This is a genomic window from Polaromonas sp. CG_9.11, from assembly GCF_015752225.1.
Taxonomy (GTDB): Bacteria; Pseudomonadota; Gammaproteobacteria; order Burkholderiales; family Burkholderiaceae_C; genus Polaromonas.
Map to the genome: position 1 here is coordinate 56,098 of NZ_JADOVE010000014.1, position 19,867 is coordinate 75,964.

The following is a 19,867-nucleotide window of genomic DNA, read 5'->3' on the forward strand; positions in this document are numbered from 1 at the left end:
TTTTTGTGCTTTTTTACCGCTTCACGAACGACAGCGTGACCTCGCCCAGCCCAACACCGAACTTGCTCATCTTCGCCTTGTTCAGCATCACCTTGTCGTTCATCAGATACATCCAGTCGTCAAACTGCACCTCGATGATGCGGCCATCGACCGGCAGCTTCAGGGTGTAGCCCCAGCGAAACGCATTGCCTTTTTCCTGACCGGCGGCCTCGCCCACCACATCGCCGGCGGTGCCGGTGTAACGCCCGTCCGGCTGGCGCTTGAGCGTCCAGACGCGGCGGTCCTTGGTGCCGTCGGAATAGGTGAAGTTTTCATCCAGCACGCCGGTCTCTGCGCCGGGCGGGCCGCTCCAGCTGCAGGTCATGACGACGGTGAAGCGCTTGACGACCTTGCCCGAGCGGTCGGTGAAGATGCCGTAGGCGTCCAGCGTGCCGTTGAAGTACTGGCGCATGTCCAGCACCGGCTGCTCGGCCGCGTAGTCGGCGACTTTCGGGCCGGCGCAGCCCGCCAGCAGCGTCAGCGACAGCAGGAGCGCCGGCAAGGCGCCCTTGAGAAGCCGGTTGGGTGTGGGGATGAAGGTCATGCGGGGACGCTTTCAGAAGGGTGGATCAGGAAAAACCAGGCGCTGGCCGCCGCCAGCAACTTCAAGAGGCAGGGCAGCACGCAATAGGCTACCACCAGCGCGTCCAGCGCGGCGGCGTCGCGGCTGCCGGGCGCATAGCCAAACGCCCCGAGCAGCGGCAGCGCCAGCCCGGCGGCCAGCGCCAGGTTGAGCTTGGTGGCGAAATTCCACCAGCCGAAGTAAGCGCCTTCGGCCTGGCCGGACTGGCCATCGGCCTGGATCACGCCGGCCAGCAATGCGCCGGGCAGCGCTAGGTCGGTGCCCAGCGCCACGCCCGACAGCGCGCAGACCAGCGCAAAGGCGACGGTCTGACCAGCGCCCAGCTGCGAGGCCCAGGCAAATACGGCAATTGCCAGCGCCATGCCGACCAGCCAGGTGCGCGCCAACCCCAGCCGCTTGACGACCACCAGCCAGAGCGGAATTGACAGCGCCGCCGCCAGAAAATAGCTGCCCAGGAACAGCGGCTCCATGCTGGCCGGCGCCTGCAGCCGGTCCTGGATGAAAAACAGCACCAGCGTGGCCGGCACCGCGCTGGCAATGCCGTTCAGCATGAACACCGCCAGCAGCCGGCGAAAGGCGCGCGAGCGCCAGGGCAGCCACAGCGCGCCGGCCGCTGGCGCCTGGCCGGTGCGCCGCGCCATTGGCACGGGCGCCCGGCGCCAGGCCAGCCAGCCGGCCAGCAGCGCTACAAAAAAGAGAGCTGTGGTCGCAGGCAGGCCAAGCGCTACCGGCGTAATGGATGCCAAGACCACGCCGACCAGGCCAAGTCCTTCACGCCAGGCGACGATGCGGCTGCGCTGCGCCTCGTTGCCGCCCAGCATCGCGCCCCAGGACTGGTGCGACACGCTGAGCGCGCTGTAGGCCGCATAGGTCAGCACCAGGCTGGCGCCGGCCCAGGCGGCCAGTGCGAACGGCGAATCCTGCACCGTCTGCAGCGGAAAGAACAGCAGGGTAAAGCCCAGCGCCAGCGCCACCGCCGCCAGTGCGCCCAGGCGCAGCACCGAGGCGGGAGAGCGCGCAAACAGCCGGTCGCTGAGCCGGCCCAGCAGCGGGTCGATTAGCGCGTCAAACAACCGGGCACCGAGCAATATTGCGCCCAGCAGCGCCAGCGGCATGCCGAATTCGCGCGCATAGTGGTTGGGCAGGATGACGTAGAGCGGCAGCGCCACGAAGGCCAGCGGCAGGCCCAGCAGGCCGTAGGCCAGGCCGTTGCGGGCCGAAAAAGTCTCGGGCTCGGCCTCAAGCTTCGACGGCGCAGTCGCCGGCGAAGGCGTGGCCTGCGAAGCCGCCGCCCCGCTCATTCGCCGCTGCCTGCCAGCAGGGCTTCGCGCATCCGGGGCTCGGAGGTGTCGGGCGACAGCCAGATGCCGAAGAACCGCCGGGCAAAGTCGGTATCAAGCACCTCGCCGCTGGCCCGGCCATTGACCCAGAAGGCCGCGCCCTGCCCGGGCCGGTGCACGGCCGTGATGCGGTCGCCCTTGCGCACGTCCGGAATCACCCGCAGCAGTTCGGCTGTCCACAGCGCGGCTTGCGCGTCGCTGACCGGCTGGCTGCGGCGCATTTCCTTCAAGGAGCGCTCGGCAATGTCGGCCGCCTGGAAATTGCGCAGGTAGTTCAGTTCCAGCGCCAGCGCCGATGCGGCAACGCTGTCGGCGCTGAAAGGGGCGGGCGCCCACAGGCGGGCGTCATAGATGTCGAATCCCCAGACCGTCAGCCGCGCCTGCCCGATGAGTCTGGCTCGGGGCAGGGCGCCCAACTCGGGCCGCGATGACGGCGCGCTGACAGGGCTGGCAGCCCGCTCGGGCGCGGCGGGCGGTGCCGCCGGTTGCGCCAGCGCCGCACCGGACCACAGCAACGCGGCGAAACCGGCAAGCAGCGCGTGCTTCATGGCCGGCGTCAGCGCTTGCGCAGCGTGAACTGCATCACGCTGGTGTTGCCCTGCGCAAAGGCCGCCTCGCAGTAGGCTAGGTAGAACTCCCAGATGCGGATGAACCTTTTGTCAAAACCGAGTTGCAGCACGCGTTGCTCCTGTGCCAGGAAGTCGTCGCGCCAGAGCCGCAGCGTGCGCGCATAGTCCTGGCCAAACGAAAACTCGTCAACGATGTCAAAACCCGCCGCCTCGGCCTGCACCCGGAATTCGCGCGGACACGGCAGGCAGCCGCCCGGAAAGATGTACTGCTGGATAAAGTCAGTCGAGCCGATGTAACGCTCGAACAGCGCGTCGTCAATCACGATGCTCTGGATGCAGGCATGGCCGCCGGGCTTGAGCAGGCGCGCCACGGTCTTGAAGTATTCAGGCCAGTATTCGCGGCCGACCGCCTCGACCATCTCGATCGAGCAGATCGCGTCGAAGGGCTCGTCCGGCGTGGTCTTGCCAATATCGCGGTAGTCCTGTAATCGCAAGTCAGCTTCGTCGGACGCTCCCAGGCGGGCCATGCGCTCCCTAGCCCAGTCGAGCTGCTCGGTGCTCAGCGTGACGCCGACGACGGAGGCGCCGAATTCGCAGGTCGCCATTTCCGCCAGCGCGCCCCAGCCGCAGCCGATTTCGAGCACCCGGTCACCGGGCTTGACCTGCGCCAGGGTCAGCGCGCGGCGCACCTTGGCATGCTGGCCGTCAACCATCGTGGTTTCAGGCGACTCGAAAATCGCCGACGAATAGTTCATGGTGCTGTCCAGCCACAGCGCATAAAAGGCATTGCCCAGGTCGTAATGGGCATGGATGTTCTTCTGGCTGTTGGCCTTGGTGTTGCGGTTCAGCAGGTGCTTGACGCGGTAGGCCAGGCGGCCCAGCCAGCTGCCGTAAATCGCACTTTCGACTTCCTGGCGGTTGATGATCAGCAGTTCGAGCAGGTCGGCCAGGTGCGGCGTGGTCCAGTCGCCGGCGATATAGCTTTCGGCAAAACCGATGTCGCCCGAGCGCAGTGCGGCGCTGCATGGTTTCCAGTTGTGCAAATGCAGGCTGGCCATGGGCGCCGTGCCCGAGCCAAAACGCTGCAGCGCGCCATCGGGCAGTTGCAGCGTGAGCGTGCCGTGCTTCAGGCGCCGCAGCATCTTCAGGGCGGTACGCGCGGCGCCGGGCGCGTCGCGAGGGATGGGCTGGATGGCGGGAGCAGAGGTCGGGTTGAGAGTGGTCATCGCGTCACGGTATTTTTGGGAAGCTCGGGTTTGCTGACGAAGGGAATGCGTTTGCGCCACAGCCTGAAGGCTTGCCAGTGGATGCGCGCCATCACGCCCAGCGTCATGGCCGGGTAGCGCCACAGCGCCTTGCGCAGGCTGGCACGGGTCACCGGCTCCAGCGTGCCGCTGACGCTGGTCTGCAGCAGCGCGCCGGACGGGTCGTCCAGGTTGTCGTGGTAGTCGATGCGGGCGACGGTTTTCTGCACGCCATGGCTGTCGCTGCGCAGGAAACGAAAGCGGTAGCCGCCGGCCAGCGTGCAAAACGGCGAGACATGGAACACCTTGTCGGCGCTGAGTTCCTGGCCGTACCGGGGTGCGTCCAGCAGGTAGCAATGGCGCTCGCCAAAGGTGTTGTTCACCTCGACGACGATGGCGCGCAGGCTGCCGTCCGGCCGGTGGCAATACCAGAAGCTGACCGGCTTGAAGGTGTAGCCGAGCACGCGCGGATAGGTGTGCAGCCAGGCTTCGCCGCCCGCGTCTTGCACGCCTTCGCGCAGCATCAGGGCGTCGAGCCAGGCCAGCGCGTTGTGGCCGCCATCGCCATGGTCGCAGTCGAAGAAACTCAGCGCGCCACGCCGGTTGTACGCCAGCGCGCCGCTGCCGTGGCGCTGCAGGCTGCGCATCGGCAGCATCAGGAAATAAGTGGGGTAGTTGAAGGCGTTGGCCACCGGGCGCAGGCGTTTGTGCATGACCTGGCCGAAGCCGATCAGCGGCACGTCGTGCACCGGCGGGCGGGTCATGCCGGCTCGCCTTGCAGGGCCGGCGCCGCGTGCGCGTGCTGCGCCAGCAGCAACCGGGCGGCGTTCATGCCCGACTTCAGGCCGTCTTCGTGAAAGCCGTAGCCGGTCCAGGCGCCGCAGAAGTAGCTGTGCTGCCGGCCCTGCAATGCCGGCAGCAGTTGCTGCGCCTGGATCGCGGCCTGGTCGAACACCGGGTGCATGTAGTCGTATTCGCCCAGGATATGGGCCGGCGCAATCGCCTGCAGCGGATTGAGCGACACCAGCAGCGGCTGGGCAAAGGGCAGCGGCTGCAGCAGGTTGAGCAGGTAATGCAGGCACACGCCGGACGATTCGCGGTCCATGCCGGCGGCGCGTTCGTAGTTCCAGGCCGCCCAGGCGATCTTTTTGCGCGGCAGCACGGTGCTGTCGGTGTGCAGCACGGCGCGGTTGGCCTGGTAACGGATGGCGCCCAGCACCCTGCGCTCGGCACTGCTGGCGTCCGGCAGCAGCGCCAGCGACTGGTCGGAATGCGTGGCCAGCACCACCTTGTCGAAATGCTCGATGGCGTTGGGCGTGACGATGCGCACGCCGCCGCGCAGCGCCCCGGCATCGCGCTCAATGCGCTCTACCGGCGTGTTCAGCCGCTTGTCGGCAATGCCGGCGACGATTTTTTCGACATAGTGGCGCGCACCGCCCCTGACCGTCCACCACTGCGGCCGGTCGGTGACCTGGATCAAGCCGTGGTTGTGGCAAAAGCGGACCATGGTGGCCACCGGAAACTGCAGCATCTGGTCGGTCGGGCAGGACCAGATGCAGCCCATCATCGGCAAAAAATACCAGTCGCGAAACTCGGTCGAAAATTCCTGATCACGCAAAAAATCGCCCAGCGGCTGGACCATGGCGGCCTCGGCGTCCGACAGCGCCAGCGCGGTGGTGATGCGGTTGAAGCGAACGATGTCGCGCAGCATGCGCAGGAATTTCCAGCTGACCAGGTTGCCGCGCTGGGCAAACACGCTGTTCAGGCTGGAGCCGCTCCATTCCAGCGCCCGTCCGCCCGTCGCGCCGGGCGCCTTCACCGAAAACGACATGTCCGAGCGGGCGGTTTCAACACCCAGTTCGGCAAACAGTGCAATCAGGTTCGGGTAGGTGCGTTCGTTGAACACCAGAAAACCGGTGTCCACGCCGTGGCTGACCGGGCCATTCGGCGTGGGCAGCGTGACATCGACGGTGTGCGTGTGGCCGCCGAAATAGTCGCCCGCCTCGAACAGGGTGATGCGCGCCCGGCCCTTCAGGGCATGCGCCGCCGCCAGACCCGAAATGCCCGAGCCGACGATGGCCACCTTGGGGAGGGAAAGGCTCATGCCTGCGCTCCCGGGTCAGAGGGAAATATAAAAATGCTGCGAAGCGCCCCGGTGCGAACAAGGGAGTGAGGGAGGAGTAAAACCGCCCCGGGTGTACAGGCCGGCCTGGAGGGCCGGAAAGGCTTCGCAACAATGAAACTGTGGTGGCCTTGGTCCGGCGCTGATTCGCCACCCGAGCAAGGCAGGCTGTAGGAGTTCCCGGAGCCTAAGCGAGTTCCCCTGCGCCGGATTGTCGGTCGGTAAAGTTTTGTTAAGCCGCTGGCGGCTTTTGCGCAGGCGCCTGCCGTGTTCATGGCCGGGCCAGCTGCTTTTCGATTTCAGCGACGAACTTGGGGCTGCCAGGATCGGTCATCGCGTTGAAGGCGGTCACGGCCAGGCCGTCGCGCGAAACGATGTACTTGTAGAAGTTCCAGCGCACGGGCGTGCCGCTGGCGGCGGACAGTTGCCTGAACAGCGGGCTGGCGTCCTTGCCGCTCACGGTGGTCTTGGTGAACATGGGAAATTTCACGCCGAAGGTGCTCTCGCAAAATTCGGCAATATCCTTGTTGCTGCCGGATTCCTGCGAAAAATCATTCGACGGAAAGCCGAGCACCACCAGCCCGCGTCCCTGGTATTTGTTGTACAACGCTTCCAGGCCCTGGTACTGCGGCGTGAAGCCGCAAAAGCTGGCCGTGTTGACGACCACCACCACCTTGCCGCTGTACTGGCACAGCGACTGCGGTTTTTCGTCCTGCAGGCGCAGCACGTTTTGTTGCAAAACGGCAGGGCAGGTTTGCGCCTGAGCCGGCGCTTCGGGCGCTGCTGACCTGGCCGGAGAAGCGGCCGATGCCACGCCGGCCAACAGCGCCAGGGTCAGGGGAACGAGGGAAAAGGCTTGCATGGCTTGTTCTCAACAAAAAAGGGTTTGAGCTTATACGCACCAGCTCAGCACATGGATTCAAATTTTTTTGGGATGGCGCGCCCGGTTTTTCCGTCCGGGCCAAGGGAGGCGTCCATGGCCCTGAAAGCACTGGCCGCGATGGTGTTTTGCTGAAATCAATAACAATCCGGCCAGACCCCATCCGGTACGCGCCACAGCGCGTACCGACTGACCTAGGAGCCCCCATGCTTTACCCTGAATTGTTCAAACAGCTCGAAGCTGTCCGCTGGAATATGGAAACCGATATTCCCTGGTCCACGTTCGATGCGTCACTGCTGACCGACGAGCAGGCCCAGACCATCCGCATGAACGCAATCACCGAATGGTCGGCACTGCCGGCGACCGAAATGTTCCTGCGCGACAACCGGGGCGACAGCGATTTTTCGGCCTTCATGTCGATCTGGTTTTTCGAGGAGCAAAAGCATTCGCTGGTGCTGATGGACTATTTGCGGCGTTTCAGGCCCGAGCTGGTGCCGACCGAGGCCGAGTTGCACGCGGTGCGCTTCGAGTTCGAGCCTGCGCCGCCGCTGGAAACGCTGATGCTGCACTTTTGTGGCGAAATCCGCCTGAACCATTGGTACCGCTGCGCCAGCCAGTGGCATACCGAGCCGGTCATTCAGCAGATCTACACCCGCCTCAGCCAGGACGAGGCGCGCCACGGTGGCGCCTATTTGCGCTACATGAAGCGCGCCATCGCCACATCCGGCGACGACGCCAGGACGGCCTTTGCCAAGGTCGGCGTGCTGATGGCCAGCGCCCGGCGCACCGCGCAGGCGCTGCACCCGACCAACCTGCATGTCAACAAGGCCTTGTTTCCGCATGACACCATCCAGAGCCGCCTGCCCGACCCCGAGTGGCTGGCGCACTGGCTCGACACGCAGATCCGCTTCGACGCGGTGTGGGAAACTAAAGTTGTCGAGCGCATCCTGCACAATCTGGGGCTTTTGCTGGGCCAGCCGTTCAAGACCGTCCAGCAGCTCAACCACTACCGCAAGGAACTGGGTCGCCAGCTCGCGGCGGTCCACGCGCCGGACCCTGCCTGAAAGCCCTATGAAGCCGCCTGCCTTTTTGAACAAGATCGTCAACCGCAACGACGCCGCCGATCGTCTGGCCGCGCTGCCCCGGCCGGTGGTGTTCACCAATGGCGTGTTCGATGTGCTGCACTGCGGCCACGCGACTTACCTGGCGCAGGCGCGCCAGCTCGGTGCCAGTTTGGTGGTGGCACTCAACACCGACGCTTCGGCCCGGCGACTGGGCAAAGGCCCGGACCGGCCGCTGAACCCGCAGGACGACCGGGCGGTGCTGATGGCGGCGCTGGAATCGGTCAGTTTGGTGACGTGGTTTGACGAGGACACGCCGCTGGAATTGATTGCCGAACTCAAGCCCGACGTGCTGGTCAAGGGCGGCGATTACGACATGGACACGCTGGCCGAGACGGCGGTGGTGAAGGCTTATGGCGGCCGGGCGCTGGCGATTGCGTTCGTTGAGGGGTATTCGACGACGGCGCTGGTGAAGAAGATTCGCGCGGGGTCTTCTGGGGCTTGAACCTGGCTTTCATTCAAGGCTTGGATCGCCGGCTGTTGAATTCGTAGCGTGGTTTGCTTTGCCTGGATTTGCTGGCCGGGGGTTGCCCGGCGGCAAGTAACTTGTCTTTTGCTTCGCCAAAAGAAAGTCACCAAAGAAAAGGCGACCCGACTGTCTGGGTCCCTGCGCTTCGCTTCGGGCAACCTGTGATGAGCGACAAAAGCGGGGGTCCGCGCAAACTCGCCTTCGGCTCAAACAGCGCGCGGCCCTGATCCCGTTTTTGTCACCCATCACAGGCCCAGCCAGAACGGGGTGGGGAGGGGATTCGGGAGCGCATTCGGAGTCAAAAGTGCCCTTTGCGCAGGTGGCGCGTGCCCAAGCAGCTATTAAATTTGTAGTATTTTTTATTTATTGGGGGCGATGTCTGTTTGACTTCGGCTGTTCGGCTGTTCGGCTGTTCGGCTGTTCGGCTGTTCGGCTGTTCGGCTGTTCGGCTGTTCGGCTGCTGGTATTTGTTTTCGTATTCCATTTCCCACCCCTTCTGTCCGCGCTGAGGAACGGAGCTTCAGGCGGATCAGGGCCGCGCGCTGTTTGAGCCGCAGGCGAGTTTGCGCGGACCCCGCCTGAAGCGAGTACCGCAGGGTGCCCCGCAGCGAAGCGAAGGGGTCGCGGACAGCAGGGGTCGCCTTTCTTTGCTTACTTTCTTTGGCGAAGCAAAGAAAGTGAGTAGCCGCCGGGCTACCCCCGGCCAGCAAAATCCCGAAGCGCTAAATACGCTACGAATCCAATAGCATGCAGCGCAAGCAGCCACTGCGGCCGCAAGCTCAACGCCCCACATCCCCAACCCGCACAGCCGCCCCCTCCACCGGCTTGCCCCGCACCCGCCCCGCCATGCGCCGAATGAACTGCTCCAGATCATCCATATAGGTGAACACCGCCGGCACCACCAGCAGACTCAATACCGTCGAGGTGATCAGCCCGCCAATCACCGCCACCGCCATCGGCGAGCGAAAGCTCGAATCGGCCGTCCCAAAGCCCAGCGCAATCGGCAGCATGCCCGCACCCATCGCCAGCGTCGTCATGATGATCGGCCGGGCGCGTTTGTGGCAGGCGTCCAGCAGCGCATCCCAGCGGCTCATGCTAGGTACCGCCGGCCGGCCGTCGCTGCCGTCATGCCCGCGCCGGGCCACGATGGCGTACTCGACCAGCAAAATCGAGTTCTTGGTGGCAATGCCCATCAGCATGATCAGGCCGATCAGCGACGGCATGGAAAAGCTCTTGTCGGCGATCAACAGGCCGACAAACGCGCCACCCAAAGACAAGGGCAAGGCGGCCAGAATCGTCACCGGGTGCAAGAAGTCCTTGAACAGCAGCACCAGCACGATGTAGATGCACAGCACGCCGGTCAGCATCGCCAGGCCAAAACTGGCGAACAGCTCGCCCATGACCTCGGCGTCGCCAATTTCCACCACCTTCACACCCGGCGGCAGGTTTCTGACGGCGGGCAGCGCCTTCACCGCCTTGGTCACGTCGCCCAGTGGCAGGCCTGACAGCTCAATCTCGAAGTTGACGTTGCGCGAGCGGTCGTAGCGGTCGATGATGGCCGGGCCGCTGGCCATCTCCAGCGTGGCGACCTGGCCGAGCATCACCGGGCCCTTGCTGCCCGGCACCGAGAGGCGCTCCAGCACGCTCAAATCCTGGCGCGCGGCATCGGCCAGCTTGACGACGATCGGCACCTGGCGCTCGGACAGGTTGAGCTTGGGCAGCGCCACGTCGTAGTCGCCCAGCGTGGCGATGCGCAGGGTTTCGCCGATGGCGGCGCTGGTCACGCCCAGGTCGGCGGCGCGGGCAAAGTCGGGCCGCACGGCAATCTCGGGGCGAATCAAACTGGCGCTCGACGCCACGCTGCCCAGGCCTGGAATGGAGCGCAGGTCTTTTTCGACGGCACGCGCGGCGGAACTGAGTGCCAGCGGGTCTTCGCTGGTCAGCACCAGGATGTATTTTTCACCCGAGCCGCCCAGGCCGACCTTGCTGCGCACGCCGGGCAGGGATTCGAGCGCGGTGCGCATCTTGTTCTCGATGCCCTGCTTGCGCGGCCGGTCGCCGCGCTCGGCCAGCAGCACGGTCAGCGTGGCCTTGCGGGTTTCCGCCGCGCCGGAGCCGGCAAACGGGTCGCTGCCTGCCGTGCCGCCGCCAATCGTGGTGTAGATGCTGCGCACATGCTCGACCTTGGCAATCAACAGCCGCGCCTGCTCGGCGGCGGCTTCGGTCTGCTTCAGGCTGCTGCCAGGCTGCAACTCCAGGTAAACCTGGGTTTGCGAGTTGTCGTCGGGCGGAATGAAGCCGGTGGGCAGCAGCGGAATCAGCGCAACCGAGCCGACAAAAAACAGCGTCGCCGCGACCATGGTGACGACGCGGTGCTTCAGGCACCAGGCGGCGGCGCGCATGTAGGCCTTCAGCCAGCCGGGTTCCTGGTGGTCGCCGACGATGGGTTTCAGCATATACGCCGCCATCATCGGCGTCAGCACCCGCGCCACGATCAGCGAGGCGGTGACGGCCAGCGCCGCCGTCCAGCCGAACTGCTTGAAGAACTTGCCCGCAATGCCGCTCATGAAGGCCGTCGGCAAGAACACCGCGACCAGCGTGAAGGTGGTGGCGACCACCGCCAGGCCAATCTCGTCGGCCGCTTCCATCGCCGCCTGGTACGGCGTCTTGCCCATGCGCAGGTGCCGCACGATGTTCTCGACCTCGACAATCGCGTCGTCAACCAGGATGCCGATGACCAGCGACAGCGCCAGCAGGCTGATGATGTTGATTGAAAAGCCCAGCAGCTGCATGCCGATGAAGGCCGGAATCACCGACAGCGGCAGCGCCACGGCCGAGACAAAGGTGGCGCGCCAGTCGCGCAAAAACAGCCACACCACCAGCACCGCCAGAATGCCGCCTTCGTACAGCAGGTGCATCGAGCCGTCGTATTCTTCCTCGACCGGCTTGACGAAATTGAAGGCTTCGGTGAGTTGCAGGTCGGGGTGCTGGCGCTGAAGCTCCGTGAGCGCCACCTGCACCGCCGCGCCGACGGCGACTTCGCTCTCGCCCCGGCTGCGGGCGACTTCAAAACCGACCACTGGCTTGCCGTCGAGCAGCGCGGCCGAACGCGGGTCGGACACGGTGTCGCTGACCGTGGCCACGTCGTTCAGGCGGATTTTGCGGCCGTCGCTCAGCGCCAATTCGAGTTCGCCCAGTGCCTGCGCCGACTTGACCGTGGCCAGCGTGCGCACCGGCTGCTCGCTGCCGCCCAGGTCGGTGCGGCCGCCGGCGCTTTCCGTCTGCACTTGCTTGAGCTGGCGCGAAATGTCCGATGCCGACGCACCCAGCGCCTGCAGCCTGGACGCGTCCAGCGCCACGCGCACTTCGCGCGTCACGCCGCCGACGCGGCTCACCGCGCCCACGCCGCGCACCGCCAGCAGCTTGCGTGAAATGTCGTTGTCGACAAACCACGACAGCGCCTCGGCGTCCAAGCGGCTGGAGGCAATGGTGAAGGCCAGGATCGGCTGGCCGGCCAGATCGACCTTGGTGACCACCGGGTCGCGCACGTCGGCGGGCAGGTCCGAGCGCACCCGCGCCACGGCCGAACGCACATCGTCCACCGCTTCCTGCACCGGCTTTTCCAGGCGGAACTCGGCGGTGATGCTGACGCCGCCGTCCTGCACCTTGGTCATGATGTGCTTCAGGCCCTGCACCGTGGCAATCGAGTTTTCGAGCTTGCGGGCGACCTCGGTTTCCAGCTGCGCGGGTGCTGCGCCGGGCAATGACGCCGAGACGCTGACGGTGGGCACGTCAATGTCGGGAAAGTTCTGCACCTTCATGGCGTTGAAGGACAGGATGCCGCCGAAGGTGAGCAGCACGAACAGCATCACCGCCGGAATCGGGTTCTTGATCGACCAGGAGGAGACGTTCATGGCGTTGCTCCTGCTTTGATAGCTGTTGGCGCATAGGATGAAAGCGCTAAAGGCTTATTTGGCTTGAATTTTGGGACTTGTGCGAGCCATAGGTTCACCTGCGCGCCAGGGTTTCCCGTGGGACACTTTTCACGGAGGGGGCAGGCGCAGGTGCACATCGTTTGAAGCGTTTTCTTGCTCCCTCTCCCACCTGTGGGAGAGGGTTGGGGTGAGGGTGCTGGCAAGGGGAAGCCGCCGCCAAAAAGCGGGGTCGGGGAGCCCTCACCCCCGCCCTCTCCCGGAGGGAGAGGGCGTAAACGCGAGGCCCGGTTGGGAAAGTTGTTCCGTTGCGGAATTTGGACGGCGTGAAACGGAGCGTTCATGGTTTTGCTCCTGCTTTGATAGCTGTTGGCGCATAGGTTAAGAGCGCTGGAGGCTGATTTGGCTTGAAATGCGGGCCGTTCGCAGTCCATAGGTTTACCTGCGTGCCAGGGTTCCCAATGGGGCGCTTTTCCCGGAGGGGGCAGGCGCAGGCGCACTTGGTTTGAAGCGTTTTCTTGCTCCCTCTCCCACTTGTGGGAGAGGGTTGGGGTGAGGGTGCTGGCAAGGGGAAGCCGCCGCCAAAAAGCGGGGTCGGGGAGCCCTCACCCCCGCCCTCTCCCGGAGGGAGAGGGAGTAAACGCGAGGCCCGGTTGGGAAAGTTGTTCTGTTGCGGAATTTGGACGGCGTGAAACGGAGCCTTCATGGTTTTGCTCCTGTTTTAATAGTTGCTGGCGCAGATGCAGCCTGCGCAGGAGCCGTATCGGATTCGGATTCCTGGCCCACACGCACCAGGTCGCCGTCGTTCAGGAAACCGGCGCCATTGACGACGATGCGGGCGTCCGCTGGCAAGCCTGAAACCACCTCGACGCGATCGCCTGCCAGCCGGCCGGTCTGCACCTTGAGCTGGCTGACGCGGTTGCCTTCGCCCAGGTGGAACAGGTAGTTGAAGCCGTCGCGCACCACCAGCGCGCGCTGTGGAACGGTCAGCGCGTCGGTGGCGCCGAGTTCGAATTCGCCACGGGCGAACATGCCGGCCTTGGCGGTTGACGTTTTGCCTGATGCCGGCAGATCGACATACACCAGCGCCGCGCGCGTCTGCGGATCGACGCTGGGCGCGACCATGCGCACCCGGCCGCGCAGCTCGCCGCCGCTGGCTGGCACCACGCTGACCGGCGTGCCGACGGCAATGCGGCCCAGTTCGGCCGATGTGACTTCGGCGCGCCACTCCAGCCGGCCCTGACGGATCAGGCGAAACAATTCCGCGCCGCTGCCGACCACCGAACCGACGGTGGCGGTGCGCGCCGAAATCACGCCGCTGTCGGGCGCCAGCACCTGCGTTTGCCGGCCGCGCAACTGCTGCGCACCGAGCACCGACTGCGCGGCTTCGGCGCGCGCCCTGGCGGTCTTTTCGGTTGTTAAATACTGGTTGATCTGCTGCGTGCTCAGCGCGCCCGAGCTTTGCAGGCTGCGCGCCCGCTCGGCGTTGGCGGCGGCATCGGCGGCGTTGGCCTGGGCTTCGAGCAGGCTGGCGCGCGCCTGCGCCACGTCGGCCTGCACGCTGTCGGTGGAGAACGTCGCCAGCACCTGGCCGGCCTTGACCACGTCACCGACGTTGACGCGCACCTCGGTCAGCCGCAGGCCGGTGGATTCAGCGCCGATGACGGCCTCCTGCCAGGCGGCGATGTTGCCGTTGGCCGACAGCCGGATCGCCAGGCGGGTGGTTTCGGGCAAGGCAGCCGTGACGGTCAGCGCCGGCTTGGGCGCGGTCTGAACGCCGGCGGCCGCCGCAGTGGTCTTGGGCGCGGAAAAGTAAAAGAACGCGCCGGTCGCCACGGCGACCACAACAAAAGTGATCACGATGACGGGCTTGAGTTTGAATTTTTGCATGGCGTGAGGAGGATCGGAACGATGGGCAGGTTCAGCGGCTGGCGGGCACGGCGGTAAATGCTTCGATGGACGCGGCGGGCGTGAGGGAGGGCGCGATCATGGCGGTGGCAGCCACGCCGGCGATGGCGTTGGCGTTGGCACGCTTCTCGGGGCCAGCCAGCGCGGGCGTCCAGCCGCCGCCTATGGCGCGGTACAGCGCGACCCAGGCGGACCGGCGCTCGCGCTGCAGCAAGACCTGCGTGGTCTGCGCGGCCAGCTGGCTGCGGCGCGCGTCTTCCAGTTCGACCAGGCTGGCCAGGCCGCTCTGAAAGCGCGCTTCGGTACCGGTGAACGCGGCGCGGTAGCCGGCCACCGCGGTTTGCGCATCGCCTGCGCGCGCGGCGGTGCTTTGCAGGCTGACCAGCGCTTCTTCAACCTCGCGCACCGCCTGGCGCACCTTGGCGCGGTAGAGCGCAGCGGCTTCGTCGTAGCGCGCCTGCGCGGCCTGCACGTCGGCGGCGCGGCGCCCGCCGTCGAACAGCGGCACGCTCAGCGCTAGCGGGCCGATGGACCAGGTTGTCAGGCTGGCCGACAGGCCGCTGCTGCGAAAGTTTGACGCGCCAATCGCGCCGCCCAAACTCAGGCGCGGGTAGCGCTGGGCGTCGGCGCTGCCCACGTCGGCGCTGGCCGCGGCCACGTCGCGTGCGGCGCTGAACACGTCGGGCCGCTGCGCCAGCGCGTCAGCCGGCACGCTTGCTATTGAAAAAATAGCTGCTTGCGCAGGCGGGTATTGCGCTAGAACCACTTTTTGCTTTAAATCAGGCTCCGGCAGGCCGGTCAGGGCGACCAGCGCCTTGAGGTCCAGTTCGCACTGGGCGCTTTGCTGCGTGGCGCGGCCGCTGGCTTCGGCGGCACTGGCGCGGGCCAGCGCATCGGTGGCCGGCGCGGTGAAGCCGGCGCGGGTGCTCAGGCCGGACAAGCGCGCGGTTTCCTGGCGCGAGGCGGCGTCGCTGCGCGTCACCTGTGCCAGCTGGCCGCAGCTGCGCAGGCTGTAATACTGACTCGCTACTTCGGCTGCCACCGACACCCGGGCATCGTGCCATTGCGCCTCTGCGCCCGCCAAGCGTTCATCGGCGGCATTGCGGCTGGCGCGGTGGCCGCCGAACACATCGATTTCCCAGCTGGCCTGCAAGCCGCCCTGCGTGGTCGTGACGATGGGCGCTGGGTCGGACCCGACGCCGCTTTGCAGCGAACGCCCCCGGTTGACGCTGGCCGAGGCCTCGAGCGACGGCCCCAGGGCGGCGCCGGCCGCGACCCGCGTGGCGCGCGACTGCTCGATGCGCGAGCGTGCCGTTGCCACCGTCGGGCTGACGGCCTGCGCGGCGGCAATCAGCTCGACCAGCAACGGGTCACCCTGCTGCTGCCACCACTGCGTCAGGCCGGTCAAGCTGCCCTGGTGTGGTTTTTCCGGCAGCCCGTCATTGCCTGAGTGACTGGCTTGCGGCGGCAAGGACGCGGACCACTGCGCCGGCACGGGGGCCGACACCGCGCCCGGAACGTTGGCCGTGGCGCAAGCGCCCAGCCCCAGCGGCAGGAGGACGCAAAAAAGGACGGTGTGGGGTTTCATGCGGCGGCCTGGCTGGCGTTGCTGTGGGGGGGCAGGGAGGCCTGCGCAGGGGCGGCGCTGCGCTGCGCCGCCTCGATGTTCACCATGGCTTCGGCGTAATTCACCATCTGGTCGAGCCAGGCGTCGATGCCTTCGGGGTCGAGCAGCCGGGGACGGATGGCCTGCACGATGTCGCGCGTGACGAACAGCTGCACGGCCAGGCCGGTGATGCTGAAGGCCAGCCGGTGCAGGCCATCATCGGCTTGCGGCAAGCCCAGGCGCCGACCCAGCAGGGCCACCAGCGCCGCATGCGCCGGCTTGATGCCGTTGTCGATCTCCTCGGCCCAGACGCCGGTGGGTTCGAGCATTTCGCGAAAGTGCAGGCGGGTGCATTGCTGCACCAGTTCGCCCTGTTTCATCGGGGCCAAAAAATTCGCCATGAAGCCGTGCAGCGACTGGCGCAGGCTCAAATCCGGCTGGTCGAGCAGCGTCAGGTCGCTTTCGGTGCAGCCCATCGGTTCGGTGAAGGCGGCGCGGTACAGCCCGGCCTTGTCGCCGAAGTAGTAGCTGATGGCGGCAAGGTTGGCGCCGGCGGCCAGGGCAATCTCGCGCGTCGAGGTCTTGGCAAAGCCTTTTTCGGCAAACAGCCGCAGCGCCGCGTGCAGCAGCAGCAGCCGGGCTTCGGCACCATCGGCGCGCTGCTTGCGCGGCTCGGCAGCGGGTGGTGTGGGGTCGCTTGAAATCATGCGCCGGATTACAGCACATAAATCAATCAAACGATTGATTTAGTTAAATCAATCGTTTGACTTGAAGCAGGCGTCCCACAGCGCCTGAATGGCACCCTGCTCGGCCTGCAAGGCGGGCGGCGTGACCTGCGTCGGTTCTTCGTTCAGGCGCGCACGGTGCTGCACGCGTCGCAGTTCGCGGTAGGCAATGGCGGCGCGCTGGCCGACGCCGTCGGGCAGCAGGCCGGCCGTTTCCGCGCGCTGCAGCAGCGCGATGTTGCCGACGTTGTCGACCAGTTCGGGGTGCTGCCCGGCCTGCGACAACACCAGGAACTGCACCGCGAATTCGGCATCGACCATGCCGCCAACGCTGTGCTTGACGTCGAACTTGCCGCCCCGGACCGGGTGTGCGCCGCGCACTTTCTGGCGCATCTCGACAATTTCACGGCTCAGCGCCCGGGGGTCGCGCGGCGCCGTGATCACCGCCCGGCGCACCTCGTCAAAGCGCTGGCGCAGCGAAGGCGCAGGTTCCGCCGACGGGCCGCCCTCAGGCGGAACAACCCCCTCGGCGCGCGTAGGGGCTGAACTTTCCAAACCAGCAGGGGCCGCGGAACCGGCTTCGCCGGGCCGCAGGCGCAGCGCCCCCTCGGGGGGCAGCGACCCACACGCAGCGGGGAGCGTGGGGGCTGAACTTTCCAAGCCAGCAGGGGCCGCGGAACCGGCTTCGCCGGGCCGCAGGCGCAGCGCCCCCTCGGGGGGCAGCGACCCGCGAAGCGGCGGAGCGTGGGGGCTACATTCCTGCAGCGACCCACACGCAGCGGGGAGCGTGGGGGCCACCACACACCGGGCGCGCGTCATCGCCTGGTGCTCCCATGTCCAGGCGGTGTTGCTGCCGCGCCGCTGCTGGTAGTTGGCAAATGCCTCGAACGGCGTGACCAGCAGGCCGGAATTGCCGTTGGGCCGCAGCGCGGTGTCAATCTCGTACAGGTCGCCTTCGGCGGTCTTCAGGGTCAGCCAATTGATCAGCTTGCGCACGAAGCTGGCATACACCTCGGGCGCGCGTTCGTCGTCGTCGTCGTAGACAAAGACAATGTCCAGGTCGCTGCCGTAGCCCAGTTCCTTGCCGCCCAGCTTGCCGTAGGCAATGATGCCGAAGCAGGGGGTCTCGCGGTGCCGGTTTTTCAGGTGCTGCCAGCACCATTGCACGGTGATGTCCAGGATCACCTCGGCCAGGGCGCTCAGGTCGTCGGCAACCTGCTCGACGGTGAGTACGCCCTCGACATCGCGCGCCAGGGTACGGAACACCTCGACGTGGTGGGCGCGGCGCAACAGGTTCAGGCAGGTTTCCTCGTCATCCTCGCCGGTGCGCCGCAGCGAAGCCAGGCGCTGCTGCAAATCGCGGGAAAAGGCGGCGGCGTCAAAGCGCTCATGCATCAGCTCGTCGCTGGCGAGTTCGTCGATCACGCCGGGGTGCTGCATCAGGTAGCGGGCCGGCCACCGGGCCGCGCCGAGCAGCCCGAGCAGCCGCTCATGCACCGACGGGCGCTCCATCAGCAGCGCCAGGTAGCTCTCGCGCCGCAGCAGCGGCTCGATCCAGTCGATCAGCCGCAGCGCCGCCTCTTCGCTCACCTGACCTTCCATCAGCCACTGGGCGGTCCGCTGCACCAGGCGGCTCAGGCGCGCACGCGAATCCTCGCGCAGCGACAGGATGCGCGGATGCTGGTGCCACGCGGCCAGCCGGCTTCGGAACAGCACCGGCCAGTCGGGCGGCAGCTGCTCCAGCAGGTCGTCGAGCTGCTGCGCCGGCGAGGCGCCCGGCCGGCAACCCTTGCCCTTGCATTCGGGCTGGCCGCCGAGCAGGATGTCGAATTCGCCGGCGACCAGTTCACGGTGCGTGTCCAGGTCATGCAGGAACAGGCAGCCGTTGGCGTAACCCATCGTGGCGGCAATCCAGGCCAGGTCATCGTCGCGGGTCGGCAGCACATGGGTCTGCTGGTCGTCCAGGTACTGGATGCGGTGCTCGACGCGGCGCAGGAATTCGTAAGCCCGGGCCATGGCGTCGGCAGTGTCCTGCGGCATCAGGCCGGCATGCGCCACGCGCTGCAGCGCTTCCAGCGTGGAGCGGGTGCGCAACTCGGGGAACTGCCCGCCGCGCACCACCTGCAGCACCTGCACGGTGAATTCAATCTCGCGGATGCCGCCGCGCGACATCTTCACGTCGTTGGCGCGTTCCGGGTGGCCGGCGCAACGCTTGGCCGCATGCTCGCGGATCTGCCGGTGCAACACCCGCAGTGCGTCAAACACGCTGTAGTCGAGGTAGCGGCGAAAGACGAAGGGCAGCACCGCGCCGCGCAAGGCCTGCGCCGAGCCGTTCCCGATGCATTCGAGCGGCGCCACGACCCGGCTCTTGAGCCAGGCAAAGCGCTCCCATTCGCGGCCCTGCGCCTGGAAGTATTCCTCCAGCGCGCTGAGCGAGACGGCGGCCGGACCCGAATTGCCGTTTGGCCGCAGCGCCAGGTCCACCCGGAACACAAAGCCGTGCTCGGTGGCCTCGCCAATCAGGCTGAACACCGCCCGGACCTGGCGCGCGAAATACTCGTGGTTGGAAACCTGTCCCCGGCCATCCGGGCGGCCGGCGGTATCGCCGTCGTGGTCATACACATAGATCAGGTCGATGTCGCTGGACACATTGAGTTCGCGCGCGCCCAGCTTGCCCATGCCGACCACCCACATCCGCGCCGGCCCGCCGCCGGTGGCCTGGGGCGCGCCGTGCTGTTCATCGAGTGCGGCCCGGGAGTGCTGCATGGCCACGTCAAGCGCCAGTTCGGCCAGCTCGGTCATGGCGCGGGTCACCACCTGCAGCGGAACGCCAGGCTGCGAATCATGCGTAGCGCAGGCCGCAGGCGCAGTGGCCCCCCCGGGGGGCAGCGACCCGCGAAGCGGCAGAGCGTGGGGGCCATCCCCCTGCAAGCCAGGGCCGCGGAACTGGCTTTGCCAGGCCGCAGGCGCAGTGGCCCCCCCGGGGGGCAGCGACCCGCAAAGCGGCGGAGCGTGGGGGCTACAGTCCAGCACCGCCAGCCGTTCCAGCACCAGCTGGCGCAGCACGCGCAGTGCTGCGCCGGTGTCCAAGCCGCTGGACAGCAGCGCATCAAGCGCGGACTGCATTGCCGGGCGCAGCGGCGCGCCGGTGGCCAGCAGCGGCATCTGCTCGGCATAGCGCCGGCGAATGCGCTGGACGAAGCGCGAATAGGACGAGGCATCCGGCGAGGCATCAGGAGGGGTTGGCCCTGCGGGAGCGGGAGTTACTGCACAGCCAGTCGAGGAATCAGTCATCACAACACTACTTCACAAACTTCGTGGTTCTGCGC

14 protein-coding genes are annotated in these 19,867 nt (G+C 66.5%); 2 read left to right on the forward strand and 12 right to left on the reverse strand.

Annotated elements, in window-relative coordinates; all coding sequences use genetic code 11:
• Positions 1–13: 13 nt before the first annotated feature.
• The 7 genes from IWX85_RS12715 to IWX85_RS12745 form a co-directional block, all read right to left on the reverse strand.
• Entirely contained in the window at positions 14–583 is a 570-nt protein-coding gene (locus tag IWX85_RS12715) for a DUF3833 domain-containing protein (protein WP_196869982.1), read from the reverse strand.
• Positions 580–1,923, reverse strand: coding sequence for an MFS transporter (locus tag IWX85_RS12720; protein WP_196869983.1), 1,344 nt, complete (start codon positions 1,921–1,923; stop codon positions 580–582). The genes IWX85_RS12715 and IWX85_RS12720 overlap by 4 nt, the downstream gene beginning before the upstream one ends.
• Positions 1,920–2,510 carry a chalcone isomerase family protein gene (locus IWX85_RS12725; RefSeq protein WP_196869984.1) on the reverse strand — a complete coding sequence of 197 codons (591 nt, stop codon included), beginning with the start codon at positions 2,508–2,510 and terminating at the stop codon, positions 1,920–1,922. The genes IWX85_RS12720 and IWX85_RS12725 overlap by 4 nt, the downstream gene beginning before the upstream one ends.
• Positions 2,511–2,518: 8 nt before the next feature.
• A complete protein-coding gene (locus IWX85_RS12730) occupies positions 2,519–3,757 on the reverse strand; it encodes a cyclopropane-fatty-acyl-phospholipid synthase family protein (RefSeq protein WP_196869985.1) in 1,239 nt (412 codons plus the stop codon).
• Entirely contained in the window at positions 3,754–4,539 is a 786-nt protein-coding gene (locus tag IWX85_RS12735; RefSeq protein ID WP_196869986.1) for a DUF1365 domain-containing protein, read from the reverse strand. Before IWX85_RS12735 ends, IWX85_RS12730 begins: the two co-directional genes overlap by 4 nt.
• Positions 4,536–5,879 carry an NAD(P)/FAD-dependent oxidoreductase gene (locus IWX85_RS12740; protein WP_036807961.1) on the reverse strand — a complete coding sequence of 448 codons (1,344 nt, stop codon included), beginning with the start codon at positions 5,877–5,879 and terminating at the stop codon, positions 4,536–4,538. Before IWX85_RS12740 ends, IWX85_RS12735 begins: the two co-directional genes overlap by 4 nt.
• Before the next feature lie 289 nt (positions 5,880–6,168).
• Complete coding sequence (locus IWX85_RS12745) at positions 6,169–6,759, reverse strand: glutathione peroxidase (protein ID WP_196869987.1); 591 nt, start codon at positions 6,757–6,759, stop codon at positions 6,169–6,171.
• A gap of 224 nt (positions 6,760–6,983) precedes the next feature.
• Between IWX85_RS12745 and IWX85_RS12750 the strand changes: the two genes are divergently transcribed.
• Positions 6,984–7,841, forward strand: a complete 858-nt coding sequence (locus tag IWX85_RS12750) for a ferritin-like domain-containing protein (RefSeq protein WP_196869988.1) — start codon at positions 6,984–6,986, stop codon at positions 7,839–7,841.
• Positions 7,842–7,848: 7 nt separating this feature from the next.
• Positions 7,849–8,343 (forward strand): D-glycero-beta-D-manno-heptose 1-phosphate adenylyltransferase, encoded by a 495-nt coding sequence (gene rfaE2, locus IWX85_RS12755; protein WP_196869989.1) that lies wholly within the window; start codon positions 7,849–7,851, stop codon positions 8,341–8,343.
• An 803-nt stretch (positions 8,344–9,146) separates the two neighbouring features.
• On the opposite strand, the gene IWX85_RS12760 is transcribed toward rfaE2, so the two are convergent.
• The 5 genes from IWX85_RS12760 to glnE all read right to left on the reverse strand — a co-directional run bounded on the left by IWX85_RS12760 (position 9,147) and on the right by glnE (position 19,832).
• Positions 9,147–12,281 (reverse strand): efflux RND transporter permease subunit, encoded by a 3,135-nt coding sequence (locus tag IWX85_RS12760; RefSeq protein WP_196869990.1) that lies wholly within the window; start codon positions 12,279–12,281, stop codon positions 9,147–9,149.
• 720 nt (positions 12,282–13,001) lie between these two features.
• A complete protein-coding gene (locus tag IWX85_RS12765; protein ID WP_196869991.1) occupies positions 13,002–14,189 on the reverse strand; it encodes an efflux RND transporter periplasmic adaptor subunit in 1,188 nt (395 codons plus the stop codon).
• A gap of 31 nt (positions 14,190–14,220) precedes the next feature.
• A complete protein-coding gene (locus IWX85_RS12770) occupies positions 14,221–15,795 on the reverse strand; it encodes an efflux transporter outer membrane subunit (RefSeq protein ID WP_196869992.1) in 1,575 nt (524 codons plus the stop codon).
• The gene (locus IWX85_RS12775; RefSeq protein WP_036808011.1) at positions 15,792–16,520 is read right to left on the reverse strand and encodes a CerR family C-terminal domain-containing protein; all 729 of its coding nucleotides are present in this window, start codon (positions 16,518–16,520) and stop codon (positions 15,792–15,794) included. Before IWX85_RS12775 ends, IWX85_RS12770 begins: the two co-directional genes overlap by 4 nt.
• A 48-nt stretch (positions 16,521–16,568) precedes the next feature.
• Entirely contained in the window at positions 16,569–19,832 is a 3,264-nt protein-coding gene (gene glnE, locus IWX85_RS12780) for a bifunctional [glutamate--ammonia ligase]-adenylyl-L-tyrosine phosphorylase/[glutamate--ammonia-ligase] adenylyltransferase (RefSeq protein WP_196869993.1), read from the reverse strand.
• Positions 19,833–19,867 lie beyond the last annotated feature (35 nt).